Source organism: Bradyrhizobium sp. i1.15.2 (assembly GCF_040548425.1).
In the GTDB taxonomy this organism is placed as follows: domain Bacteria; phylum Pseudomonadota; class Alphaproteobacteria; order Rhizobiales; family Xanthobacteraceae; genus Bradyrhizobium; species Bradyrhizobium canariense.
The window spans coordinates 22,034-43,295 of the sequence record NZ_JBEPRQ010000022.1; the positions used below are offsets into that span (position 1 = coordinate 22,034).

At 65.1% G+C, this 21,262-nt stretch carries 21 protein-coding genes; 12 read left to right on the top strand and 9 right to left on the bottom strand.

What is annotated here, in order from left to right; all coding sequences use genetic code 11:
• The first annotated feature begins 164 nt into the window (after positions 1–164).
• From ABIB80_RS29230 to ABIB80_RS29240, 3 genes are read left to right on the top strand one after another with little or no spacing between them, the layout of a single operon-like run.
• Positions 165–662 (top strand): (2Fe-2S)-binding protein, encoded by a 498-nt coding sequence (locus tag ABIB80_RS29230; protein WP_007600564.1) that lies wholly within the window; start codon positions 165–167, stop codon positions 660–662.
• Positions 659–1,714 carry an FAD binding domain-containing protein gene (locus ABIB80_RS29235; protein ID WP_007600571.1) on the top strand — a complete coding sequence of 352 codons (1,056 nt, stop codon included), beginning with the start codon at positions 659–661 and terminating at the stop codon, positions 1,712–1,714. Before ABIB80_RS29230 ends, ABIB80_RS29235 begins: the two co-directional genes overlap by 4 nt.
• Positions 1,707–3,962 carry a xanthine dehydrogenase family protein molybdopterin-binding subunit gene (locus ABIB80_RS29240; protein WP_354128862.1) on the top strand — a complete coding sequence of 752 codons (2,256 nt, stop codon included), beginning with the start codon at positions 1,707–1,709 and terminating at the stop codon, positions 3,960–3,962. Before ABIB80_RS29235 ends, ABIB80_RS29240 begins: the two co-directional genes overlap by 8 nt.
• Positions 3,963–4,005: 43 nt before the next feature.
• Here ABIB80_RS29240 and ABIB80_RS29245 read toward each other — a convergent pair whose 3' ends face one another.
• On the bottom strand, positions 4,006–4,158 hold the full coding sequence (locus ABIB80_RS29245; protein ID WP_007600573.1) for a hypothetical protein: 153 nt from the start codon (positions 4,156–4,158) through the stop codon (positions 4,006–4,008).
• 140 nt (positions 4,159–4,298) lie between these two features.
• Positions 4,299–4,847: a cupin domain-containing protein gene (locus ABIB80_RS29250; protein ID WP_007600574.1), complete on the bottom strand. Its 549-nt coding sequence runs from the start codon at positions 4,845–4,847 to the stop codon at positions 4,299–4,301.
• A 149-nt stretch (positions 4,848–4,996) separates the two neighbouring features.
• Here ABIB80_RS29250 and aptA point away from each other — a divergent pair, with 149 nt between their 5' ends.
• Complete coding sequence (aptA, locus tag ABIB80_RS29255; protein WP_007600575.1) at positions 4,997–6,325, top strand: omega-aminotransferase AptA; 1,329 nt, start codon at positions 4,997–4,999, stop codon at positions 6,323–6,325.
• 69 nt (positions 6,326–6,394) lie between these two features.
• Positions 6,395–7,660, top strand: a complete 1,266-nt coding sequence (locus ABIB80_RS29260) for a D-amino acid dehydrogenase (RefSeq protein ID WP_007600579.1) — start codon at positions 6,395–6,397, stop codon at positions 7,658–7,660.
• Positions 7,661–7,766: 106 nt separating this feature from the next.
• Here ABIB80_RS29260 and ABIB80_RS29265 read toward each other — a convergent pair whose 3' ends face one another.
• Positions 7,767–8,441: a helix-turn-helix domain-containing protein gene (locus ABIB80_RS29265; protein ID WP_007600580.1), complete on the bottom strand. Its 675-nt coding sequence runs from the start codon at positions 8,439–8,441 to the stop codon at positions 7,767–7,769.
• A gap of 181 nt (positions 8,442–8,622) precedes the next feature.
• Here ABIB80_RS29265 and ABIB80_RS29270 point away from each other — a divergent pair, with 181 nt between their 5' ends.
• The 4 genes from ABIB80_RS29270 to ABIB80_RS29285 are packed head-to-tail and all read left to right on the top strand — an operon-like array spanning position 8,623 to position 12,099.
• The gene (locus ABIB80_RS29270) at positions 8,623–9,387 is read left to right on the top strand and encodes an ABC transporter substrate-binding protein (RefSeq protein WP_007600582.1); all 765 of its coding nucleotides are present in this window, start codon (positions 8,623–8,625) and stop codon (positions 9,385–9,387) included.
• A 31-nt stretch (positions 9,388–9,418) separates the two neighbouring features.
• Positions 9,419–10,072 carry an amino acid ABC transporter permease gene (locus ABIB80_RS29275; RefSeq protein ID WP_007600584.1) on the top strand — a complete coding sequence of 218 codons (654 nt, stop codon included), beginning with the start codon at positions 9,419–9,421 and terminating at the stop codon, positions 10,070–10,072.
• On the top strand, positions 10,069–10,800 hold the full coding sequence (locus ABIB80_RS29280) for an amino acid ABC transporter ATP-binding protein (protein ID WP_007600586.1): 732 nt from the start codon (positions 10,069–10,071) through the stop codon (positions 10,798–10,800). Before ABIB80_RS29275 ends, ABIB80_RS29280 begins: the two co-directional genes overlap by 4 nt.
• A 12-nt stretch (positions 10,801–10,812) precedes the next feature.
• Positions 10,813–12,099, top strand: a complete 1,287-nt coding sequence (locus ABIB80_RS29285) for an NAD(P)/FAD-dependent oxidoreductase (protein ID WP_007600587.1) — start codon at positions 10,813–10,815, stop codon at positions 12,097–12,099.
• 224 nt (positions 12,100–12,323) lie between these two features.
• Here the strand turns inward: ABIB80_RS29285 and ABIB80_RS29290 are convergent, their stop codons facing one another.
• The 3 genes from ABIB80_RS29290 to ABIB80_RS29300 all read right to left on the bottom strand — a co-directional run bounded on the left by ABIB80_RS29290 (position 12,324) and on the right by ABIB80_RS29300 (position 14,594).
• Positions 12,324–13,913 carry a gamma-glutamyltransferase family protein gene (locus ABIB80_RS29290; protein WP_035995514.1) on the bottom strand — a complete coding sequence of 530 codons (1,590 nt, stop codon included), beginning with the start codon at positions 13,911–13,913 and terminating at the stop codon, positions 12,324–12,326.
• A gap of 261 nt (positions 13,914–14,174) precedes the next feature.
• Complete coding sequence (locus tag ABIB80_RS29295; RefSeq protein WP_007600591.1) at positions 14,175–14,351, bottom strand: hypothetical protein; 177 nt, start codon at positions 14,349–14,351, stop codon at positions 14,175–14,177.
• A 9-nt stretch (positions 14,352–14,360) separates the two neighbouring features.
• A complete protein-coding gene (locus ABIB80_RS29300) occupies positions 14,361–14,594 on the bottom strand; it encodes a DUF6894 family protein (RefSeq protein WP_007600593.1) in 234 nt (77 codons plus the stop codon).
• A gap of 206 nt (positions 14,595–14,800) precedes the next feature.
• Between ABIB80_RS29300 and ABIB80_RS29305 the strand changes: the two genes are divergently transcribed.
• The 3 genes from ABIB80_RS29305 to ABIB80_RS29315 all read left to right on the top strand — a co-directional run bounded on the left by ABIB80_RS29305 (position 14,801) and on the right by ABIB80_RS29315 (position 18,923).
• Positions 14,801–16,873, top strand: coding sequence for a PQQ-dependent sugar dehydrogenase (locus ABIB80_RS29305; RefSeq protein WP_007600594.1), 2,073 nt, complete (start codon positions 14,801–14,803; stop codon positions 16,871–16,873).
• Positions 16,830–17,771, top strand: coding sequence for an SMP-30/gluconolactonase/LRE family protein (locus ABIB80_RS29310; protein WP_007600595.1), 942 nt, complete (start codon positions 16,830–16,832; stop codon positions 17,769–17,771). The genes ABIB80_RS29305 and ABIB80_RS29310 overlap by 44 nt, the downstream gene beginning before the upstream one ends.
• 126 nt (positions 17,772–17,897) lie before the next feature.
• On the top strand, positions 17,898–18,923 hold the full coding sequence (locus ABIB80_RS29315) for a histone deacetylase family protein (RefSeq protein ID WP_007600596.1): 1,026 nt from the start codon (positions 17,898–17,900) through the stop codon (positions 18,921–18,923).
• A gap of 170 nt (positions 18,924–19,093) precedes the next feature.
• On the opposite strand, the gene ABIB80_RS29320 is transcribed toward ABIB80_RS29315, so the two are convergent.
• The 3 genes from ABIB80_RS29320 to ABIB80_RS29330 all read right to left on the bottom strand — a co-directional run bounded on the left by ABIB80_RS29320 (position 19,094) and on the right by ABIB80_RS29330 (position 21,218).
• Positions 19,094–20,071, bottom strand: a complete 978-nt coding sequence (locus ABIB80_RS29320) for an LLM class flavin-dependent oxidoreductase (protein ID WP_007600597.1) — start codon at positions 20,069–20,071, stop codon at positions 19,094–19,096.
• Positions 20,068–20,799, bottom strand: coding sequence for a 4'-phosphopantetheinyl transferase family protein (locus ABIB80_RS29325; protein ID WP_007600598.1), 732 nt, complete (start codon positions 20,797–20,799; stop codon positions 20,068–20,070). The genes ABIB80_RS29320 and ABIB80_RS29325 overlap by 4 nt, the downstream gene beginning before the upstream one ends.
• A gap of 245 nt (positions 20,800–21,044) precedes the next feature.
• Positions 21,045–21,218, bottom strand: coding sequence for a hypothetical protein (locus ABIB80_RS29330; RefSeq protein WP_007600599.1), 174 nt, complete (start codon positions 21,216–21,218; stop codon positions 21,045–21,047).
• Between the last annotated feature and the right edge of the window lie 44 nt (positions 21,219–21,262).

Genomic DNA, 21,262 nt, shown 5'->3' on the forward strand with positions numbered 1-21,262 from the left:
ACGAATTCCAAAATTTTTCGGCGGCCCTTGTTAAGCGGAGGCTGCCTCCGTATCTTCGCTGAAGACGTTGGCTCGGATGATATTCGGGCGGCGCGGAATCGACGGCGGCCACGGCGGTGGCGCGCTGCGCGACGACTCATGTCCATATCTGATCGGAGCCTTATATGAACCACTCCATCAGCCTCACCGTGAACGGTGCGCGGCGCGACTTCGTCCTCGACGATGCGCGCGTCACGTTGCTCGATCTCCTGCGTGAGCGCCTCCACCTGACCGGAACCAAGAAGGGATGCGACCGCGGTCAATGCGGCGCCTGCACCATTCTCGTCGACGGCAAGCGGATCAACTCCTGCCTCGCGCTGGCCATTAGCCATGACGGTGCCGACATTCTCACCATCGAGGGCGTGGCGCGCGGCGACCAGCTTCACCCCGTGCAGGCCGCCTTCATCGCCCATGACGGCTTTCAGTGCGGCTTCTGCACGCCCGGCCAGATCATGAGCGCGATCGGCATGATGAGCGAGGCACAGGCCGGCAACGATCCCGAGCGCATCCGCGAATGCATGAGCGGCAATCTATGCCGCTGCGGCGCCTATGCCGGCATCGTCGATGCCGTGCTCGACGCGCAGGCCGGGATGGACGAATCCAATCAGAGGCGCTCCGCATGAAGCAATTTGATTACGTCAGGCCGGCCACGGTCGCCGAAGCCGTCGCGGCCGCGGCGCAGCCGGGCGCCGTCTATCTCGCCGCCGGCACCAATCTGCTCGATCTGATGAAGGGCGGCGTCAGCCGTCCGGATCGTCTGGTCGACGTCACGCATCTCGACGGGCTCGATCAGATCGAGCGCCTTGCCGACGGTGGTGTGCGTATCGGCGCGCTGGTGAGCAACGCCGATCTTGCGCATGACGCCGACTTCGCCAAGGCCTACCCGGCTGTCGCCGAAGCGCTGCTCTCCGGCGCGTCGGCGCAACTGCGCAACGCAGCGACCGTCGGCGGAAATCTGCTGCAACGGACGCGTTGCGCGTATTTTTACGACACCGCCAGCCGCTGCAACAAGCGCGAGGTCGGCAGCGGTTGCGACGCGCGTGACGGCGAGAACCGCACCCACGCCGTGCTCGGCTGGAGCGAAAACTGCATCGCCACGCATCCATCCGACTTCTGCGTGCCGCTGGTCGCGCTCGACGCCATCGTCGAGATCGAGGGCAGGAGCGGGCGGCGCGAGATCGCGCTCGACGACCTGCATCGCCTGCCCGGCGATACGCCCGAGCGTGAATCGGCGCTCGAACCGGGTGATCTCATCGTCGCGGTGCGCCTGCCGCCCGCTGCGCGCGGCTTTGCGGCTCATGCGCGCTATCTCAAGGTCCGCGATAGAACGTCCTACGCGTTTGCCGTCGTCTCGGCTGCCGCTGCGCTGCGGATCGAGAACGGCAAGATCGCGGAGGCGCGGCTTGCGCTCGGCGGTGTCGCCGCAAAGCCCTGGCGCGCCCGCGCCGCGGAGGACATGCTCAGGAACGTCCCGCCCACGGTGGACGCTTTCCAGGAAGCCGCCTCGCGCGCGCTCGCCGACGCAAAACCGTCCGGCGACAACGCCTTCAAGATCGAGCTCGCGCGCCGCGTCGTCGTGCGCGCGCTGAGCCTTGCCGCCGCCGGTACGCCCGCGCGCATCGCCGCGCTGCCGGCCTCTCCCTTTGCCTCGACGTCCGGAGCGATCCATGCCTGAACTCAATCTCACCAGCGCGCCCGCTCATCTGCCCCACGGCTCGAACATCGGCCAGCCGCTGACCCGCCGCGACGGGGTTCTCAAGGTCAAGGGCCAGGCGACCTACGCCGCCGACAACCATCCGCCCGGCATGCTGTTTGCGGTGATGGCGGTCGCGAGCATTTCGCGTGGCCGTGTGACCTCGCTCGATATCAGCGCTGCCAAACGTCATCCCGGCGTCGTCGATGTCATGACGTCGGATCACAAGCCTGAGCTCGCGATCGATCCCGAGATCAAGACCAATCCATTCGTATTCCGGATGGAGGTGCTACAGAGCAATGAGGTCCGCTACGCCAACCAGCCGATCGCCGTCGTAATCGCCGAGACGCTGGAGGCGGCGACGGAAGGCGCGGCGCTGCTGGCGCCGCACTACGAGACGCTGCCCGCGCTCATCGGTCTCGACGCGGGTGAGAGCTTCGTGCCGCCGGTCGTCGGCGTCGGCAACCCGACGGAAAATTACCGCGGCGATGTCGAGGCGGAGCTTGCGTCGGCCGAGAAGCGGATCGACGCGGTCTACGAAACGCCGCCGCAATATCACAATGCGATGGAGCCGCATGCGATCGTGGCTGCCTGGAACGGCGACAATCTGCAGATCGACATGCCGACCCAGGGCCTCATGCTGTCGCTGGCGCGCGTTGCCGAATTGTTCGGCATCGCGCACGACAAGATCCATATCCGCAGCCCGTTCCTCGGCGGCGGCTTCGGCTCGAAGGGGCTCATGGCCGGCCCTCCGGTCCTCGGCATCATGGCGGCAAAGCTCGTCGGCAAACCAGTCAAGCTGGTGCTGCGCCGCGAGCAGATGTACGGCCCGGTCGGCCACCGCGCGCCGACGCGGCAGCGGCTGCGCATCGGCGCCGACGGCGAGGGGCGCCTGACCGCGCTCGATCACCACGCGCGCACCGTGTCGAGCACCTTCGACGATTTCTACGAGCCCGCGGCCGATGCCTCGCACACGCTCTATGCGGCGCCTGCGATCCGCACGTCGCATGATGCCGTGCGCGTCAACACCGGTACGCCGCTGTTCATGCGCGCGCCCGGCGAGGCGACCGGCTCGATCGCGCTGGAGAGCGCGATCGACGAGATGGCCTGGGCCTGCGGCATCGATCCGCTCGCCTTTCGTCTGAAGAACTATGCCGAGGTCGAGCCCATCACCGGCAAGCCGTTCTCGTCCAAGGCGCTGCGCGCCTGCTACGAGCAGGGCGCGGCGCGCTTCGGCTGGGCGAAGCGAACGCTCCAGCCGCGGCAGATGCGGAACGACGATGGTCTTCTGGTCGGCTGGGGCATGGGTACCGCGACCTTCCCGGCATTGATGTTCCAGGCCGAAGCGCGTGCCGTGCTTCGCCGCGACGGCTCCGGTGCCATGGAAATCGGCGCGCATGACATGGGGCAGGGCGCCTGGACGGCGCTTGCGCAGATTGCGGCCGACGAACTCGGGCTTGATATCGATCGCGTCGAGTTCAAGGCGGGTTCATCCGACCTGCCCGATGCCGGCATTGCCGGCGGCTCGGCACATACGGCAACCGCGGGTGCTGCGATCCACAGCGCAGGCGCGGCCGTGGTTGCGAAGCTCGCCGATCTCGCCACCGGCGACGAGCGCTCGCCGCTGTTCGGCGCCGGCAATGCCGGCGTGATCGCGCGCGATGGCAGGTTGATCCGGCGCGACGACGAGAGCCGCGGCGAAAGCTATTCCGAGATTCTCGCGCGTGCCGGCGTCGCCGAGGTCGAGGCGCGCGGCACCGGCGCGCCGAATCCGGCCGCGATGGAGGAGTATGCGATGCACGCCCATGGCGCGGTATTCGCGGAGGTGAAGGTCGATCCCGAGCTCGGCCAGGTCCGCGTCACCCGCATGGTCGGCGCTTTCGCCGCGGGGCGCATCGTCAACCCGCGCATGGTGCAGAGCCAGCTGTTCGGTGGCATGATCTGGGGCCTGTCCTTCGCGTTGCACGAGGAAGCCATCACCGACCGCCGCACCGGCCGGATCATGAACGCCAATCTCGGCGAGTACCATATCCCGGTGAATGCCGACGTGCCGCCGCTCGACGTGATCACGGTCGATGAGCACGACCCGCACGTGAACGCGCTCGGCATCAAGGGTGTCGGCGAGATCGGCATCACCGGCAGTGCAGGGGCAGTCGCCAACGCGGTGTGGCATGCGACCGGCGTACGTGTCCGCCGTTTCCCGATCCGGATGGAGGAGTTGCTGACGTAGGCTTTTAGCAGCGGCCGGCGAGGCCGTCTTGCTCCGCCGCGTGCTAATGCAGCTTCTTGCGTAGAGCCTTGAGCGCTTCTCGCTGCGCCTCGATGTAATTCGCGATGGTCTTGCGCAGCTCCTCCGAATGGAGCTTGTCGCTGTCGCGCTGCACTTCATCGAGCGCGGCCTCTGCATTTGCGAGCGTGATCTTCATAGCGAGCCCTGTTACGAAGCGCCTCCGGAAAGCGGAGGCTGCTTGGCTATGGCTCGAAACATATAGAGGATCAGGCTGCGGAAATTGAGATGGCTCAAGCTCCGTAAGATACCGGTGGCTCCGTAGGATTGCGGACAACTTCAAAACGTCGGCGGTGTGCAGGCCGAGATCACCTCGCACGGCTTGCCGCCGACGCAGCGGAAGCGATGCGGGCGACGGCTCTCGAAGTAGTAGGCATCGCCCGGATTGAGGATGCGGCGCTCGTCCTCGACGGTGACTTCGAGCTTGCCCGAGATCACGATGCCGCCTTCCTCGCCGTCATGGACGAGATGAACGCGCCCGGTGTCGCTGCCGGGCTCGTAGCGCTCCTTCAGGATCTGCAGGCTGCGACCGAACAGATTGTCGCCGATTTGCCGATACGAGATCGGCTTCTTGCCGACCTCGGTCAGCTCTTCACCGCGGTAGAATATCTTGCGCCGGCTCTCCGGCTCCAGCGCGAAGAACTCGGCGAGCCCCATCGGAATGCCGTCGAGGATGCGCTTGAGCGCGCCGACCGAGGGGTTCATCTGGTTGGATTCGATCAGCGAGATCGTCGAATTGGTGACGCCGGCGCGTTTGGCGAGTTCGCGCTGCGACAGCTTCTGGCGCGCCCGGATGAATCGCAGCCGTCCACCGATATCGACGCTCATGTCCCTGTCCCGTGTTGCAGGTGTTGCGGATCGCGCAAATATGGACCGGCAGCCCTAGTCAAATCAATGGCTTGCAGCCGGTCAGAAAAGGACTTGTTGCGCTTTTCAAGCCGTGCCTCTGGTAGCAGGTCAGCAAAGGAGCGTGGCCCGTGACCCTTCATCAGATTCCGAACACCATCAAGACCGACTCGTTCTGGATGCCGTTCACGGCCAACCGGCAGTTCAAGAAGGCGCCGCGCCTGTTCTCCTCGGCCGAGGGCATGCACTACACCACCGTCGACGGCCGCAAGGTGATCGACGCCTCCGCCGGCCTCTGGTGCGTCAATGCCGGCCACGGCCGCAAGCAGATCGCCGCCGCCGTCGAGCGCCAGCTGATGACGCTGGACTTCGCGCCGTCGTTCCAGATGGGCCATCCGCTGGCATTCGACTTCGCCGAGCGTCTGGCCGAGATCGCGCCGAAGGGCCTCGATCGCATCTTCTTCACCAATTCCGGCTCCGAGTCGGTCGACACCGCGCTGAAGATCGCGCTCGCCTATCACCGTGCCAACGGCCAGGCGAGCCGCACCCGCCTGATCGGCCGCGAGCGCGGCTATCACGGCGTCGGATTCGGCGGCACCTCGGTCGGCGGCATGGTCGCCAACCGTCGTGCCTTCGCGACCCTGCTGCCGGGCGTCGACCACATTCGCCACACCCACGATCTCACCCGCAACGCCTTCGCCAAGGATCAGCCCGAGCATGGCGCCGAGCTCGCCGATGATCTCGAGCGGCTGGTGGCCTTGCACGGCGCCGAGACCATTGCTGCCGTCATCGTCGAGCCCGTGCCGGGCTCGACCGCGGTGTTGCCGCCGCCGAAGGGCTATCTCCAGCGCCTGCGCGAGATCTGCGACAAGCACGGCATCCTCCTGATCTTCGACGAGGTCATCACCGGCTTCGGCCGCCTCGGCACGCCGTTCGCCGCCAACTTCTTCGGCGTCACGCCCGATATGATGACGACGGCCAAGGGCATCACCAACGGCACCATTCCCTGCGGCGCCGTGTTCGCGAGCCGCAAGGTGCATGACGGCCTGATGGTCGGCCCGGAGAACGCGATGGAGCTGTTCCACGGCTATACCTATTCGGCGCATCCGGTCGCCTGCGCCGCGGGCATCGCGACGCTCGACATCTACAAGGACGAGGGCCTGCTGACGCGCGGTGCGTCGATCTCCGAATACTGGCGCGATGCGCTGCATTCGCTGAAGGGCCTGCCCAACGTCGTCGACATCCGCAATTGCGGCCTGATGGGCGCGGTCGAGCTGTCACCCCGTGACGGTACCGTCGGCGTGCGTGGCTACGACGTCATGGTCGATTGCTTCAATCGCGGGCTGTACTTCCGCATGAGCGGCGATAGCTTTGCGCTGTCGCCTCCGCTCATCGTCGAGAAGAGCCACATCGACGATATCGTGTCGATCCTCGGCGATGCCATCAAGCGGGTGGCCTGATAATTGCTCTCGCCGTTGCGGAGTTCCTCTTGCAGCGGCGAGCGTGATGCCGCGGGAGTTTGACCAAGCGTGAAAGTTCTGATCCTCGGCAGCGGTGTCATCGGTGTCACCTCTGCCTACTACCTCGCGCGTGCCGGCCATGAGGTGACGGTTGTCGACCGTCAGCCCGAACCGGCGCTCGAGACCTCCTTTGCCAACGCCGGCGAAGTGTCGCCCGGCTATTCTTCGCCCTGGGCCGGCCCCGGCGTACCGGTGAAGGCGGTCAAATGGCTGCTGATGAAGCACGGCCCCCTTGTGATCCGGCCGAAGCTCGATCCCGTGATGTGGGTCTGGCTGCTGAAGATGCTGCGCAATTGCACCAGCGAACGCTACGCGATCAACAAGAGCCGGATGATTCCGATCGCGGAATATAGCCGCGATTGCCTGCGCGATCTGCGCCGCGACATCGGCATCCAGTATGACGAGCGCTCCCAGGGCACGCTGCAGCTGTTCCGCTACCAGGCCCAGCTCGACGGCACCGGTGAGGACATCGCCGTGCTCAAGCAGTACGGCGTGCCCTTCGAGGTGCTGAGCCGTGAGGGCTGCATTGCGGCCGAGCCGGCGCTGGCGGGCGTGAAGGAGAAGTTCGCGGGCGGACTTCGGCTGCCGCAGGACGAGACCGGCGACTGTCACATGTTCACGCAGGCGCTGGCCAAGCATGCCGAGGCGCTCGGCGTGCGCTTCATGTTCAACACCGGCATCGACCGCATCGTCACCGACGGCGCGCGCGTCAGCGGCGTCGTGACCAGCGCCGGAATGTTGCAGGCAGACGCTTACGTGCTCGCTCTCGGAAGCTGGTCGTCGCGGCTGGTCGCGCCGCTCGATATTTCGCTGCCGGTCTATCCCGTGAAGGGCTATTCGATCACGGTGCCGATCAAGGACGTTTCCGGCGCGCCGGAATCGACTGTGATGGACGAGAGCTACAAGGTGGCCATCACCCGTTTGGGAAATCGCATCCGCGTCGGCGGCACCGCCGAAATCTCCGGCTTCTCGAGCCAGCTCTATGATGCGCGCCGCGCCACGCTCGATCATTCGCTGACCGATCTGTTCCCGCGCGGCGGCGATCTCTCCAAGGCGACGTTCTGGAGCGGCCTGCGCCCGATGACCCCGGACGGCCCGCCCGTGATCGGCCCGACGCAATACGCCAACCTTCACCTCAACACCGGCCACGGCACGCTCGGCTGGACCATGTCCTGCGGCTCCGGCCGCGTGCTCGCCGACATGCTGTCGGGCAAGAAACCGGACATTGACGTGAGCGCGCTGACGGTGGACCGGTACAAGTACCGGTTCGGCTAAGACTCTATCCTCCCGTCATTGCGAGGAGCGAAGCGACGAAGCAATCCAGAGTGTCTCCGCGGTGAGAGTCTGGATTGCTTCGCTTCGCTCGCAATGACAACTGCGGCTACGCCGTCCCTGTCACGCAGTTCACCCACAGCACCACGGACTTCGCGTCATTGGCCGGATTGGAAAACCGGTGCGGCCGCCGGCTTGCAAACCGAAAACTGTCGCCCGTCTTCAGCGACCATGTCTCGCTGTCCACCGTCAGCATCATCTCGCCTTCGAGGACGAGGCCGGCTTCCTCGCCGTCATGAGTGTAGAGCTCGTCGCCGGTGGAGCCGCCTGGCTCCAGATGCACCAGGAACAGGTTGAGCCGGTTGTCGGCGCTGGCCGGGCTCAGCAATTGCTTGGACACGCCGGTGCGCCAGAGCTTCAGCTCGGGCCGCTGAAGCCCGCGCGTGACGATTTGATTGGATGCACCGTCGGCGTTCGGGCTCGCGCCGAACAGCGCGGCGATGCCGACGCCGAGCACGTCGGCGAGCGTGGCCAGCACACGCAGCGACGGCGACGACAGGCCGCGCTCGATCTGGCTGAGGAAGCCGATCGACAGATCCGTGCGCGAAGCGACCGTCTCGAGCGAGAATTGCCTGATGCGCCTGAGATCGCGGATACGGCGGCCGACCGCGATGTCCATCGCGGGCTCGGCGGCTTTGGCGATAGCCTTGGTGTTGGCGTTGGCTTTCGCCTTCGCCTTTATCTGCACCTTCTTCACCGGCTTTGCGGCGGCCGGTCTGCGCATTCTTTTGCCACCGCTCACGTCAAACCGCTTCCTTCATGTGCATGAAAACCGCTTGCATGACCCGCGAAAGTGTGACCAAATTTTCATGTTGGTGAAAATAGGCCGAAACGGCTCGGCCCGCAATGTCTGCGATCACGACATCTGCGAGCGCCGCCATCGGCCGAGCCCAAAGGGGAATGCGATGGCGTTGAAGCGTTTTGTCCAGGCCGCGGTCGCGGCACTCGCGATTGCCGCAGCAGCGCCGGCTTCGGCGCAGCAGGTGCTGAAGGTTGGTTCGACGCCGACAGGCATTCCCTTCACCTTCCTCGACACCAAGACCAACACCATCCAGGGCATCATGGTCGATCTCATCACCGAGATCGGCAAGGATGCCGGCCTCAACGTGCAGATCGAGCCGATGGCGTTCTCGGCGCTGATCCCGTCGCTGACCTCCAGCAAGATCGACATCATCGCGGCCGCGATGTTCATCACCGCGCCGCGCAAGGAGGTCGTCGACTTCTCCGATCCGATCTACACTTACGGGGAAGGCCTCGTCGTGCCGAAGGGCGATACCAAGGCCTACGCCACGCAGGACGATCTGAAAGGCGAGACGGTCGGCGCCCAGGTCGGCACCGCCTTCGTCGATGCGCTGAAGAAGTCCGGCCTGTTCGCCGACGTCAAGGCCTACGATACCATTCCCGACATCCTGCGCGACGTGAACACCGGCCGCCTCAAGGCCGGTTATGCCGATTATCCGATCCTCGCCTACAATCTGAAGCAGGGCGGCTTCCCCGAGGTGCGGCTCGTCGACAGCTACAAGCCTGCTACTGTCGGCTCGGTCGGCATCGGCGTCCGCAAGGGCGAGAGCGCGCTGCTCGGCAAGATCAACGCCTCGCTCGCCAAGCTCAAGGCCAACGGAACCATCGAGAAGATCCTCGATAAATGGGGCCTGAAGGCGCAGGGTTGATCGCGAGAGGTCAATCGATGAAGGCTGATCGATGAAAGGCTTCTGGCACGACGCGGCGGAATTCTTCCCGATCCTGATGAGCGGCGTCGTGCTGACGATCGTCGTCACCATCGGCTCGCTGCTGCTGTCGACGGTGCTTGGCCTCGTCTGGGCGATGATGCGGGTCTCCGGCATCCGCGTCCTGTCGCTGCTCAGCGCCAGCCTGATCAATGTGATCCGCGGCATTCCGATCATCGTGCTGTTGTTCTACCTCTACTTCGTGATGCCGGATCTCGGCGTCACGCTGTCCGCGTTGCAGGCTGCGATCCTTGGGCTCGGCATCGCCTACTCGGCCTATCAGGCGGAAAATTTCCGCGCCGGCATCGAGGCCATCGACAAGGGGCAGATCGAGGCGGCGCAATCGATCGGCATGGGCTGGTGGCTGACCATGCGCCGCGTCGTGCTGCCGCAGGCGGTGCGAATCGTGTTGCCGCCTTACGGCAACGTCATGATCATGATGCTGAAGGATTCCTCGCAGGCCTCGACCATCACGGTCGCCGAGCTCGCGCTGCAAGGCAAGCTGATCGCGTCCTCGACCTTCAAGAACACCAACGTGTTCACGATGGTTGCGCTGATGTATCTCACCATGAGCATTCCGCTGATCCTGCTGGTCCGTCACTTCGAGAAGCGGGCCGGCAAGAAATGATCGAGCTGACCGACGTCCACAAGAGCTTTGGCGAAAACGAGGTGCTCAAGGGCATCACGGCCTCCGTGCAGAAGGGCGAGGTGGTCTGCATCGTCGGGCCCTCCGGCTCCGGCAAGTCCACCATCTTGCGCTGTATCAACGGTCTCGAAAGCTACGACCGCGGCGAGATCAGCGTCGAGGGATTGAAGGTCGACCGCGACGCGCCGTCGATCGTGCAAGTCCGCACCCAGGTCTCGATGGTGTTCCAGCGCTTCAATTTGTTTCCGCACCGAACGGTGCTGGAGAACGTGGTCGAAGGTCCGCTCTATGTGAAGAAGGAGCCGCGCGCTGCCGCATTCGAGCGTGGCCGCGCGCTGCTCGCCCAGGTGGGCCTTGCCGAGAAAGCCAACGAACATCCGCCGCAGCTCTCCGGCGGCCAGCAGCAACGCGTCGCGATCGCGCGGGCGCTGGCGATGCAGCCCAAGGCCATCCTGTTCGACGAACCGACCTCGGCGCTCGATCCTGAACTGGTCGGCGACGTTCTCGGCGTGATGCGCAAGCTTGCTGACGACGGCATGACCATGGTCGTCGTTACGCACGAGATGGGCTTTGCCCGCGACGTCGCCGACCGCGTGCTGTTCATCGACGGCGGTGTCATCGTCGAGCAGGGGCCGGCCAAGGCGCTGCTCAATCAACCCCAGCATCCGCGCACGCAGGATTTTTTGCGCCGCGTGCTGCATCCGCTCTGACCGGTCCTTGCCATGACCACGCGCCTGCCTCTGCCGCCGTCCCTCTATGCCGACACCGCCGTCGCGCCGGTGGCCACGCCGCCGCTCGAAATCGACAAGACGGTCTCGGTCGCCATCGTCGGCGGCGGCTACACCGGTCTGTCCACGGCGTTGCATCTGGCCGAGCAGGGCGTGGAGGCACTGGTGCTGGAGGCGCAGGAGCCGGGCTGGGGCGCATCCGGCAATAATGGCGGCCACACCAATCCGGGACTGAAGCACGACCCCGATCAGATCGAAGCCGATTTTGGCACTGAGCTCGGCCGCCGCATGATCGACTTCTCCTACGGCACGACGAACTTCACCCACGATTTGATCCGCCGCTACCAGATCCCGTGCGAGGCGCGGCAGAACGGCACGCTGCGCGCGGCCTATAACCAGGCCAGCGCCGCCGCGATCGAGACAACCGCGCGGCAATGCACTGCCCGCGGCATGCCGGTGTCGTACCTGAACCGCGAGCAGCTGCGCGCGATGACCGGCACCGATCGCTACGTCGGCGCCATGCTGGATACCCGCGGCGGCGATCTGCATCCGCTCAGTTATGCCCGCGGTCTCGCGCGCGCCGCGATCTCCGCGGGCGCAAAGGTGCACGGCGAGACACCGGCGCTGTCGCTACGCCGCGAGGGCAGCCGTTGGCGCATCGGGACGCCGCGCGCGGTGGTGCATGCCGACAAGGTGCTGCTCGCGACCAACGGTTTTACGGACGATCTCTGGCCGGCGCTTCGCCGAACCATCGTGCCGGTGTTCTCCTCGATCGCGGCCACCGCGCCGTTGTCCGACGATGTGGCCCGTTCGATCATGCCGACGCGTCCCGTCCTTTACGAGAGCGGCCACATCACCGTCTATTACCGCGTCGATCAGCAGAACCGCCTCTTGATGGGTGGTCGTGGTCCGATGCGCTGGATCAATTCGCCGCGCGACGTCGCCTATCTCATGCGATACGCCGAGCGGCTATGGCCGCAACTCGAGGGCGTCGCCTGGACCCATGGCTGGAACAGCCGGCTCGCCATCACCGGGGATCATTATCCGCATGTGCACGAGCCCGCGGACAACGTCCTGATCTCGCTCGGCTGCAACGGCCGCGGCGTCGCGCTCTCGACCGCGATGGGCGCACAGCTCGCACGACGTCTGATCGGAGGCGCCAAGGCCGAGCTCGACATGCCCGTCACCGGCATCAAGCCGATCCCGATGCACGCATTCTGGCCGGTGGGCGTGACGACGGCAGTGATCGCAGGCCGGGTGCGCGACCGGCTCGGGATCTAACGGCGCGATTAGATTTACTGTTGCCGCAGCACAGGTGCGCTCCCTCTCCCGCTTGCGGGAGAGGGCTGGGGAGAGGGTGTTTCCATACAGGGAATCCCCAAGAGGAGAGAGCCCTCACCCGCCGCGCTCGGGACGATGCTTTGCATCGCCCGGCGCGCGTCGACCTCTCCCGCAAGCGGAAGAGGTGCAGCGGTGCTCGCGGCTCAATCGGTTTTCGTTAAGCCTTAGGCTTCCGCCACCGCATCGGCCCAAGGATGAAAAATCTCGACCGCGCCGGAATTGGTGCCGCCGTTGCGCATCACGACGCTCGGGCAGGCGAACTTCTGCGGCAGGGACTGCACCCGCGTCTCCTCGTAGTCGAAGCGCGCGGCGAGTGCCTTGCGGACTTCCGCTGGCAACCGGGTATCGCCGATCACGATCGCGCCTTCGCTTGCATCGATGCGCGGCTGGTGGATCGCGGCATCGAGATCCATGCCGAAATCCATCGCAAACGACACGATCTGCATCACCGACGGCAGGATGCGGCGACCGCCGGAGGCGCCGACCGCGAGCCGCTTGCCGTCCGCGGTCTCGGCGATGACAGGCGTGTAGTTGGTGAGACAGCGCTTGCCTGGGGCGAGCGAGTTGGTGGTGCCCGGCGTCGGGTCGAACCACATGATGCCGTTGTTCATGGCGATGCCGGTGTGCGGCGTGACGTATTTCGAGCCGAAGGATGACAGCAACGTCTGCGTCACCGCCGCGATGTTGCCGTGGCGGTCGACCACGGAGAAGTGCGTGGTGCAGGCGGGCGCCAGATAGTCCGCGCCGAGCGAGCGCTTGCCGTCGGCATCGCCCATATCCTTGAGCCGCTCGCGATAAGCCGATTGCAGGGCGAGCGCATATTCGGCATAGGCGGCCGCGTCTGGCGCGCTTCCCGGCTTCAGGTTCTGCTGCAACAGGCGCAGCGCATGCGCCATGGTCGGTCCGGCCGTGAGCTCCGGCGTCGCAAACACCTTGCCGCCGCGATAGGGGATCGCCAGCGGCTCGCGCAGATGAGCTCGGAACGCGACGAGGTCCTCCACCGACAGCGCGCCGCCGTCGGCCTTGATATCGGATGCGATGCTTCTGGCGAGATCGCCATGGTAGAAATCGCGCGGACCGGCGTCGGCAAGGTGCGACAGCGTCGCCTTCAGCGTGTCCAGCGGCAGTCGCGTCTCGGACTTGATGCCCCATGGCGCGCTTGGCGGCAGGCCGTCCTTCAGGAACGTTGTCGCGCTCGCGGGATAGCGCCGAAGATCGGCCGCCGATGCCGCGATCGTCAGCGTGGTCCACCAGTCAACCAGCAGGCCTTCGCCGGCGAGGGCCGCTGCCGGCGCGACCAGATCCTTCCACGGCAACTTCGCGTGACGGCGATGCGCCTCCTCCATGCCGGCGACGACGCCGGGCACGGCGATCGCGGCGGGGCCGTGGATGTTGCGGTCGTCCTTCACCCGCTGCCAGGGGAACAGATCGGAAGCCGCGCCTTCGCCGCTGAGCGGATAGTCGGCGGCGCGCAGGCTTTGCGGCGCGCACATGCCGTAGTCGATCACTTCGTAGCGATTTTCCGCGGCACGGTAGAGCACCATCGCGCCGCCGCCGCCCATGCCGCTGTTCCAGGGCTCCAGCACGTTGAGCGCGAAGGTGGTGGCGACGATCGCATCCACGCAGTCGCCGCCCGCCGCCAGCACTTGCGCCCCCACTTCGGCCGCCCGCCGCGACTGCGCGGCGACGATGCCGCCTTTGGTTGTGATGGCGGGCTTGCGGACGGTTTGGGCGTGGCTGAACTGGTGCGGCATGATGATGTCTGTGTGCTGTCTTCGGTTTGGCTTCGTTGCGCTGAGCTCCGCAATCGGCGGAGTGCGCGGACAATGGCACATCGTCCCCACCGAGAATATCGAAAGGGAGGCGCGACATGGCTGGTGTGAAGCAGGCGGGGGAGGCGCCAACGCGTGAATGCCCGGGGCATAGGCGAGCGGAAGCGACGCCGTCCTTCGGACGGCTATGCTCGGGCATCACGAGTTGAGAGACCGATCAGTGGGAAGCGGAAGCCGCAGAGCTCAGCGCGCGCGATGCAGCCGGCTGGCCTGATACTTGGCGTGCCATTTCGGGCCAGGCCCGCGCATGTAGTGGAGCTCGGGCCGGTAGGGATTGCCCGCGATCCGGATCAGCGTCTGCCATTTGCCGGCGACGAAGCTCAGGGGCTGGCGGAGCAGGGTCAGTGACGCGAGCAACATGGCATCACCTCAGTGCGGCTTGCCGAGCATGGCAGTGAAGGGGAGGTCGAAGATCTCCTCGCCGTCGGAGCCGCTGACATGGATCACCCAGTCGCGCCAATCCTCAGCGCCGGGCGTCAGGATCATCGCGTTCATGATCTGGGCGGCACGGTCGCGCGCCTCGGTCAGGTTGGTCACGGCTGTGCCGCTGCGATCGATCAGCGTGCCCTCGGTATTGGAGCAGTGAAAATAGACCTGGACCATATGCGTCTCCTATTGGGAGCGATTGGGACGGCAAACCGATACCATTCCAAGCCTTCGCGAAACATTCGGGTCGAGCCCGGTAAGGGAATCTACGGAGATTGGTCGGCGCCAAGCCCCCTGCTGGTTTGATCACAAGGGGGTGTTGATCAACTGGACGGCGTTCCCGCGGCATGGAACAACCCTGGACGGAAAGTCCGGGAGGCGCCGTGAACCACCTCACATTTTGGCGTGAAAGCCGAAGCCTGCGCGCATGCGCGGGCGCCTTGGTGGTGCTCCTGACCCTCCCCTCGGTAGGCTCATCAGAACCGGTCCGCAAGAGCGGCTATGCGATCGGCACGGAGACCTGCGGCAGTGCCGATCTGGCTTTTCCCAGAATCCAGATCGACATGAAGGCCGGATTTTGCGCCGGCCTCGTCGCCAGCGAGGAGGATCGGCTGAAATTCCCGCGGGCGATCATCCAGGTGCCCGGTCGTGACCTGTTCGTGGTCGCCGACATGGCGGGCTGGGGCCATACCGATGGCCGACTGCTGTTGCTCGACCCGCGCGCGCCCCAGGGACGGCGGTTCAAGGAGCTGCTCACTGCAATCGAATATCCGTTTGGCCTCGTGATCGGTCCGGACAAGAAGCTCTATGCCTCGAGCGCGGAGACGATCTTCCGGTTCGATCCGCTCGCCGACAATCCGCGCGACACGGTCGAGACCATCGTCCGTCAGATGCCGGGCCGCCGGATCACATTGCCCGACGGCACCAGGCTCGAGGAGAGCGCGCACCCGCTCAAGCAGTTTGTGTTCGACAGGAACGGCCGGCTGTTCGTCAACATCGGCTCGCACAGCGACGACTGCATCACGCCGGCGCCGATCACGCGACCTTGCGCGGCGGCCGAGGGTGCTTCCGCGATGGCGTCGATCTGGCTGTTCACGCCGCCCCCGGGCGGTATCTTCCCGGCGTTGAAGCCTGGCGAACCCGACCCGCCGCACGGCGTCTATGCGCGCGGCCTGCGCAACTCGATGGCGCTGGCGCTGCACCCGAACTTTCCCGATGCGGGCTATGCCTTCCTGCAAGGCGAGAACGGCCGCGACCTGCCTGACATTTTCAAGCCGAACGAGGAGATCAACGCCATCGAGCAGGGCAGGCATTACGGTTGGCCTTATTGCTACGATTTGTCGACGCCGAGTCCCGAATTCAGGATCGTATTGCAGTCGGGGATCTACAAATCGCTGTGCACCGCCAACGCTCTCTACAAGGCGCCGTTCTCGCTGCTGCCGCCGCACGGCGCGCCGCTCGCGATGCTCTATTATCACGGCGCGAAATTTCCGGAGCTCGAGGGCAAGCTGCTGGTCGGCCTGCATGGCTATCGCCCGACCGGCAGCCGCGTCATCGTCTATGACGTCGACGACCACGGCTTCCCGAAGCCCGCCCCGGCGCCGGTGTCTTATCATGTCAGCTGCGCGGCCGATCCGACCCACAGCTTTCAGACCGAGGGTGGCGACGTCGCGGCCGCGCCGTTCGAGGAGCTGGTCGCAGGCTGGCACCGCGTCAACGGCGCGCGGCCGCAAGGTGCGCCCGTCGGCATGACGGTCGCGGAGGACGGCGCAATCTGGTTGGTCGAGGACAAGAACCAGACCGTGATCCGGATCGACCGCGCCGCGGGCGATGCGCCGCCGCCGTTGCCCTGCGACATGCGTAGCCAGGCGCTGATCGATCAACTGGCTGTCTTCGTGGCCAGAGATGCGCAGAACAGCGTCCGGCTCATCAATTTGCGCAAAGGCCTCGTCGAAAAGCACTGCGTCGGCTGTCACTCGGACTTCGGCCTGAAGCCGGGCCTATCTGACGCTCAGAAGGACGCGACGGTGCTTCGCTTCATGCTGTCGCAGGATGGCTGGATCTATCCTGGTGATCCCGACTCCGGAAAGTTGCGCACGCGGCTTCGTGGGTTAGGCGCGGAGAAGCTGATGCCGCCGGGTGGCGAAGGCCTGCCGAAGGCCGAGCCTGGTTACACGCGCCTGCTCGACACGGCGGATCTGCTGGTGTCAAAAATGGTTCCAGGCATCCGGATGCGGATCAAGTCCGGCCCGCCGCAGCGCAAGTTCTTTGGGAAAACCAACAGGGAATGCGGCGAAATACCGGCTGCCAAGGTCGTCGTCGTGACACAAAGGAACGCTGTAGACAAACCCGGCTTCAGCCGCTTCTTCCGGCCGGCCGATCCCTACCTGAATGGCGAGTGCAGCGACGGCGATGGCTATTACATCCGGCAGGAATTTCTGGTGCCTGTGCAGTAGCGTTGTTCTCGTCCTTGCGACGGCACAGGCACGAGCAGAAACAAAACTGTTCGAAAGCGTGCAGGTGACGCCATCAGGCGAATACACCTTCGGCATCGAAGGGCCGGCCGCCGATCTCGACGGCAATCTCTTCGTCGTCAATTTCGGCAAGCCCGGCACCATCGGCAAGCTGCCTGTCGGCGGCGCGGCGTCCGAGCCCTTCACGGCGCTGCCCGAGGGCAGCGTCGGCAATGCCATCCGCTTCGCGCGCGACGGCACCATGTTCATTGCCGACTACAAGAAGCACAACATCTTCGCGATCCCGAAGGGATCGACCGAGCCCGCCATCTGGTTTCACTCCGACGAGATGAACCAGCCCAACGACATCACCATCGCCCGCGACGGCACGATCTACGCGAGTGATCCGAACTGGAAAGGTCGCGAAGGCCATATCTGGCGCATCGCGAAGGCAGCCGACGGAACGGTGCAGGGACAGCTCATGTCGGCGCCGCGCGCGATGGGCACCACCAACGGCATCGATCTCAGCCCCGATGACAAGACGCTCTATGTCGGGGAATCCAGCAGCGGCCAGATCTGGTCCTACACGATCGGCGGCAACGAGCTCACCAGTCCAAAACTCGTCAAGGCGTTTCAGCCCGACAGCGTCGATGGCCTGCGCACCGACATGGCTGGCCGCCTCTATGTCGCGCGCATCCTCAAGGGCACCATCACGTTGATGAAGGCCAATGGCGCGGTCGAGCGGGAGATCGCGCTGAGGGCCAAGGAGCCGACCAACCTCGCTTTCGGCGGCCACGACGGCAAGACGATCTTCGTCACCCAGCGTCAGGGCGGCTTCGTCGAGTCCTTTCGCACCGACCAGCAGGGCCGCGAGCACTGCCTCCAGCGCGGGCGTTGCTGAGCTTCACGAGCGATCTGCTTCAGGCGCAGGGCGGTGCGAAAGGGACGGCATTCTTCTTGCTTGCATCTCGCCGCCGCGGGGATTTAGACATCTGTGGCACCCTCAAAGCGACCACGGAGTGTTCGAGTGAAAGCCGTCCATACCGAGCTGCATCGCAGCCACGATCCGCAATTCTTCCTGGTTCGCGGTGTCGTCAAGCGTACCACCGAGCAGCCCGAACGTGCCGACCGCCTGCTCAAAGGCCTCAAGGACGGCAAGCACCAACTGGTCGAACCAACCACATTCGGGCAGGGGCCGCGTGCGCGCATCCACAGTCCGGAATATCTGTCGTTCCTGAGCGAGGCCTGGGACGCCTGGACCGCGCTCGGCGATTCCGGTCCGGAGATGATCGGCAACATCCATCCGGTGCGCCATGCCGCGACTTATCCCACCCATATCACCGGCAAGCTCGGCTGGCACACCGCCGACACCGCGGCGCCGATCGGCCCGGGCACCTGGGCCGCGGCCTGCGCTGCGACCGACGTCGCGGTCACCGCGGCACAGATGGTGATGGACGGCGAGGACGCGACCTATGCGCTCTGCCGTCCGCCCGGTCATCACGCCTATCGCGACATGGCCGGCGGCTTCTGCTTCCTCAACAACAGCGCGATCGCGGCGGCGCATCTGCGGCAGAAGCACGAGCGCGTCGTGATCCTCGACGTCGACGTCCATCACGGCAACGGCACGCAAGGAATTTTTTACGCGCGGCCGGACGTCTACACGGTCTCGATCCATGCCGATCCCGTCGCGTATTATCCTTACGTGTGGGGCTACGCACATGAGCGCGGTGAAGGTCCCGGCCTCGGCACAAATCTCAACATTCCCCTGGCGATCGGCACCGGAGATGACGGCTACATCCAGGCGATGGACGTCGCACGCAAGGCGATCGAGTCCTTTGCGCCTGGCGCCCTCGTCATCGCGCTCGGCCTCGACGCCTCCGAGCACGATCCGCTGAAGGGTCTCGCCGTCACCACGCGCGGCTTCCGCCGCATCGGCCAGGCCATCGCGAAGTTGGGCCTGCCGACCGTGTTCGTGCAGGAGGGCGGCTATCTCTCTGACATCCTCGGCGCGAACCTGACCTCGGTGCTGGCGGGGTTCGAAGAGGCGCGGTGAAGTTTACCTCTCCCCGCTTGCGGGGAGAGGTCGGAATTTGCGCGAGCAAATTCCGGGTGAGGGGGTACAGGTCTCAGGCATATCTCGCCCGCAGAGAGAGCCCCTCACCCCGACCCTCTCCCCGTAAGAACGGGGAGAGGGAGAAGAGGCACTTCCTTGATAATTCGATCTCAAAACATCCCGCTTACCGCGAGCGCCTTGCAGACGTGCTGCATCTCGGTCTCGTCCGCGACCATGTCGAGCATGATCGTGGTCAGCCCCTTGGCGGCAAACTCCTTCAGCTTCGCGCCGATCTCCGCGTAGCTGCCGACGAGGTAGGGGCAGTCGGCCTGGAAGGTCAGGAACGGCAGCAGCCAGTAGCCATTGTCTGCGAGCTCGCCGCTCTGGCCCTCGTAGAGGCGCCGCTTCCACACCGAGTCGCTGTTTTCCACGGTGAGCGCGAGCAGCTCGCGATCGTCGGCATTATCGCGGAACCGCGCCTTTGCCACTTGCCGTGCCTCGTCGCGTCCCTCGCGGGCAAAAATGCCGAAATTCATTCCTGGTGCGTCGAGGCCGCGGTCGAGATCGGGCGGTAGCATCTGCATCTTGATGCAGCCGGTCTCCTTCGCCACGCGCCGTGCCGCCTCGGACTGGCCCGCGACCAGAAATTCCGGCATCAGCTCCGGCGGCAGGCGCGGCCGCAGTTGCAGATTGCTTGCGCGGTAGAACCGGCCCTCGAAACTCGCCGGTCGCGGGCTTGCCAGCAGCTGGCGCATCAGCGAGACGAATTCGCCGAGCCGGACATAGCGGTCGGCATGCAACTGCTCGTCGCCCAGCCCCTGCAGATCGCTGACCGCAGTTCCCGTGATCATGTTGAGATAGACCTTGCGGCTGTGGAGCTGCGCAAAGGACGAGACGAATTTTGCCGCCGTGAACGGGTGCATGTAGACCGGATTGACCGCGATCAGCGGCGAGGACCTCGTCGTCTCGCCGATGATGTGCTGGGCCATCGCCCAGGGCTCGACGAACACGTCGTTGCCTTCGAACAGCAGGATGCCTTCGAAGCCGTTGCGGTCGGCGAACTGCGCCACTCGCATCAACTCACCGACATATTTCTTGGGGTCGCGGTTGCGCGAAATCGCGGGAAAGACACGCAGCCGCGGCGTCATTCAGCTGCCTCCTGCAGCGGCCACGCATTGCGCGTGATGGGAAGGCCGCCGCTGGCGCGGGAGCCGTCGGCGATCGCGAGACGATGCGAGGGCGACGGCGAGATCAGCTGGAATCGCCACCCTTGCGGATCGTCGGCGATATCGGGCTTGAAGCTGATCTCGATGGCCTCGCGAGATACCTGCATGGCGAAGGCGTCGAGCGGCAAATTGAGGCCGAAACCTCTGGCCTTCAGATAGGCTTCTTTCAGCGTCCAGTAGTCGAAGAAGCGCTCGGTCGCGGCGGGCTCCGGCAGCCCGCGCAGCGCTTCGACCTCTTCCGGCGCGAAGAACCGAAGCGCGGTCGACAGCGGCGCCACCCGACGCGACACGGTCTCGACGTCGACGCCGACGGTCTCATGCCCTGACACGACGCAGGCGACGCAGCCGTCGGCGTGCGACAGGCTGAAATGCAGCGTGCTCGAGGTCTTGGGCGATGCGACAAACGGCCGCCCGTAACGCCCGGCCGCAAATGACCAGTCGGTCGGTGCGACCTCAGGTGCGACGTGGGAGAGCGCAAGGCGCAACATCGCGTGCGCGAAAATATACTGTCGCTGGTGCCGCTCGAACACGAAGCGGTCGGCTCGTACCCGTTCGTCGACCGAGAGCAGGCGCCGGCACGTATCAACCGCATCCGGCGCGTCAAAAGTCTCGATCAGTCCGACAAACAGTTCAATTCTGTCGTCTGCCATCAATTGGGCCCATGGCGTCAGGCCGGGGCCAAATCCCCTGCCATGACGGAAGAATCAACTGAGCAAGAATCAACTGAGCGGACCGCTTCTAGCGGTCCACTCCGGCGAATCCTTGTCGATTGCTGGCCGGTTTACGGGCGCAAGCTTGTGCGAGACCCCAACTCGACAGGCGAGCGGCCAAATCTGAAAACTGAAGCCCGAAAACTGAAGCCTGAAGATTCGTGCGGCGTCCCGGCCGACGAGTCTTACGTCTTCTTCTTCTTCTTGGACTTCTTGGAGCCGCCCAGCATCGAAATGCTGGCGTCGACGTCCTTCAGCGCGGACTGCAGCTTCTTCTTCTCGGCACCGAGCAACTTCTGCAGGGCCTTGCGGTCCTTGTCACTCAACGAGGTGCCCTTGGTAAATTTGATGAAACCCATAACGAACTCCCCGGTTGAAAATAATCGTCCAAATCAAAACGCGA

Excerpts from the sequence above, each read along its gene's own strand:
- ABIB80_RS29230 (WP_007600564.1), top strand. The coding sequence starts at position 165 with ATGAACCACTCCATCAGCCTCACCGTGAACGGTGCGCGGCGCGACTTC.
- ABIB80_RS29235 (WP_007600571.1), top strand. The coding sequence starts at position 659 with ATGAAGCAATTTGATTACGTCAGGCCGGCCACGGTCGCCGAAGCCGTC.
- ABIB80_RS29240 (WP_354128862.1), top strand. The coding sequence starts at position 1,707 with ATGCCTGAACTCAATCTCACCAGCGCGCCCGCTCATCTGCCCCACGGC.
- ABIB80_RS29245 (WP_007600573.1), bottom strand. The coding sequence starts at position 4,158 with ATGAAGATCACGCTCGCAAATGCAGAGGCCGCGCTCGATGAAGTGCAG.
- ABIB80_RS29250 (WP_007600574.1), bottom strand. The coding sequence starts at position 4,847 with ATGAGCGTCGATATCGGTGGACGGCTGCGATTCATCCGGGCGCGCCAG.
- ABIB80_RS29265 (WP_007600580.1), bottom strand. The coding sequence starts at position 8,441 with ATGCGCAGACCGGCCGCCGCAAAGCCGGTGAAGAAGGTGCAGATAAAG.
- ABIB80_RS29270 (WP_007600582.1), top strand. The coding sequence starts at position 8,623 with ATGGCGTTGAAGCGTTTTGTCCAGGCCGCGGTCGCGGCACTCGCGATT.
- ABIB80_RS29275 (WP_007600584.1), top strand. The coding sequence starts at position 9,419 with ATGAAAGGCTTCTGGCACGACGCGGCGGAATTCTTCCCGATCCTGATG.
- ABIB80_RS29280 (WP_007600586.1), top strand. The coding sequence starts at position 10,069 with ATGATCGAGCTGACCGACGTCCACAAGAGCTTTGGCGAAAACGAGGTG.
- ABIB80_RS29285 (WP_007600587.1), top strand. The coding sequence starts at position 10,813 with ATGACCACGCGCCTGCCTCTGCCGCCGTCCCTCTATGCCGACACCGCC.
- ABIB80_RS29290 (WP_035995514.1), bottom strand. The coding sequence starts at position 13,913 with ATGCCGCACCAGTTCAGCCACGCCCAAACCGTCCGCAAGCCCGCCATC.
- ABIB80_RS29295 (WP_007600591.1), bottom strand. The coding sequence starts at position 14,351 with ATGTTGCTCGCGTCACTGACCCTGCTCCGCCAGCCCCTGAGCTTCGTC.
- ABIB80_RS29300 (WP_007600593.1), bottom strand. The coding sequence starts at position 14,594 with ATGGTCCAGGTCTATTTTCACTGCTCCAATACCGAGGGCACGCTGATC.
- ABIB80_RS29310 (WP_007600595.1), top strand. The coding sequence starts at position 16,830 with ATGGCTATTACATCCGGCAGGAATTTCTGGTGCCTGTGCAGTAGCGTT.
- ABIB80_RS29320 (WP_007600597.1), bottom strand. The coding sequence starts at position 20,071 with ATGACGCCGCGGCTGCGTGTCTTTCCCGCGATTTCGCGCAACCGCGAC.
- ABIB80_RS29325 (WP_007600598.1), bottom strand. The coding sequence starts at position 20,799 with ATGGCAGACGACAGAATTGAACTGTTTGTCGGACTGATCGAGACTTTT.
- ABIB80_RS29330 (WP_007600599.1), bottom strand. The coding sequence starts at position 21,218 with ATGGGTTTCATCAAATTTACCAAGGGCACCTCGTTGAGTGACAAGGAC.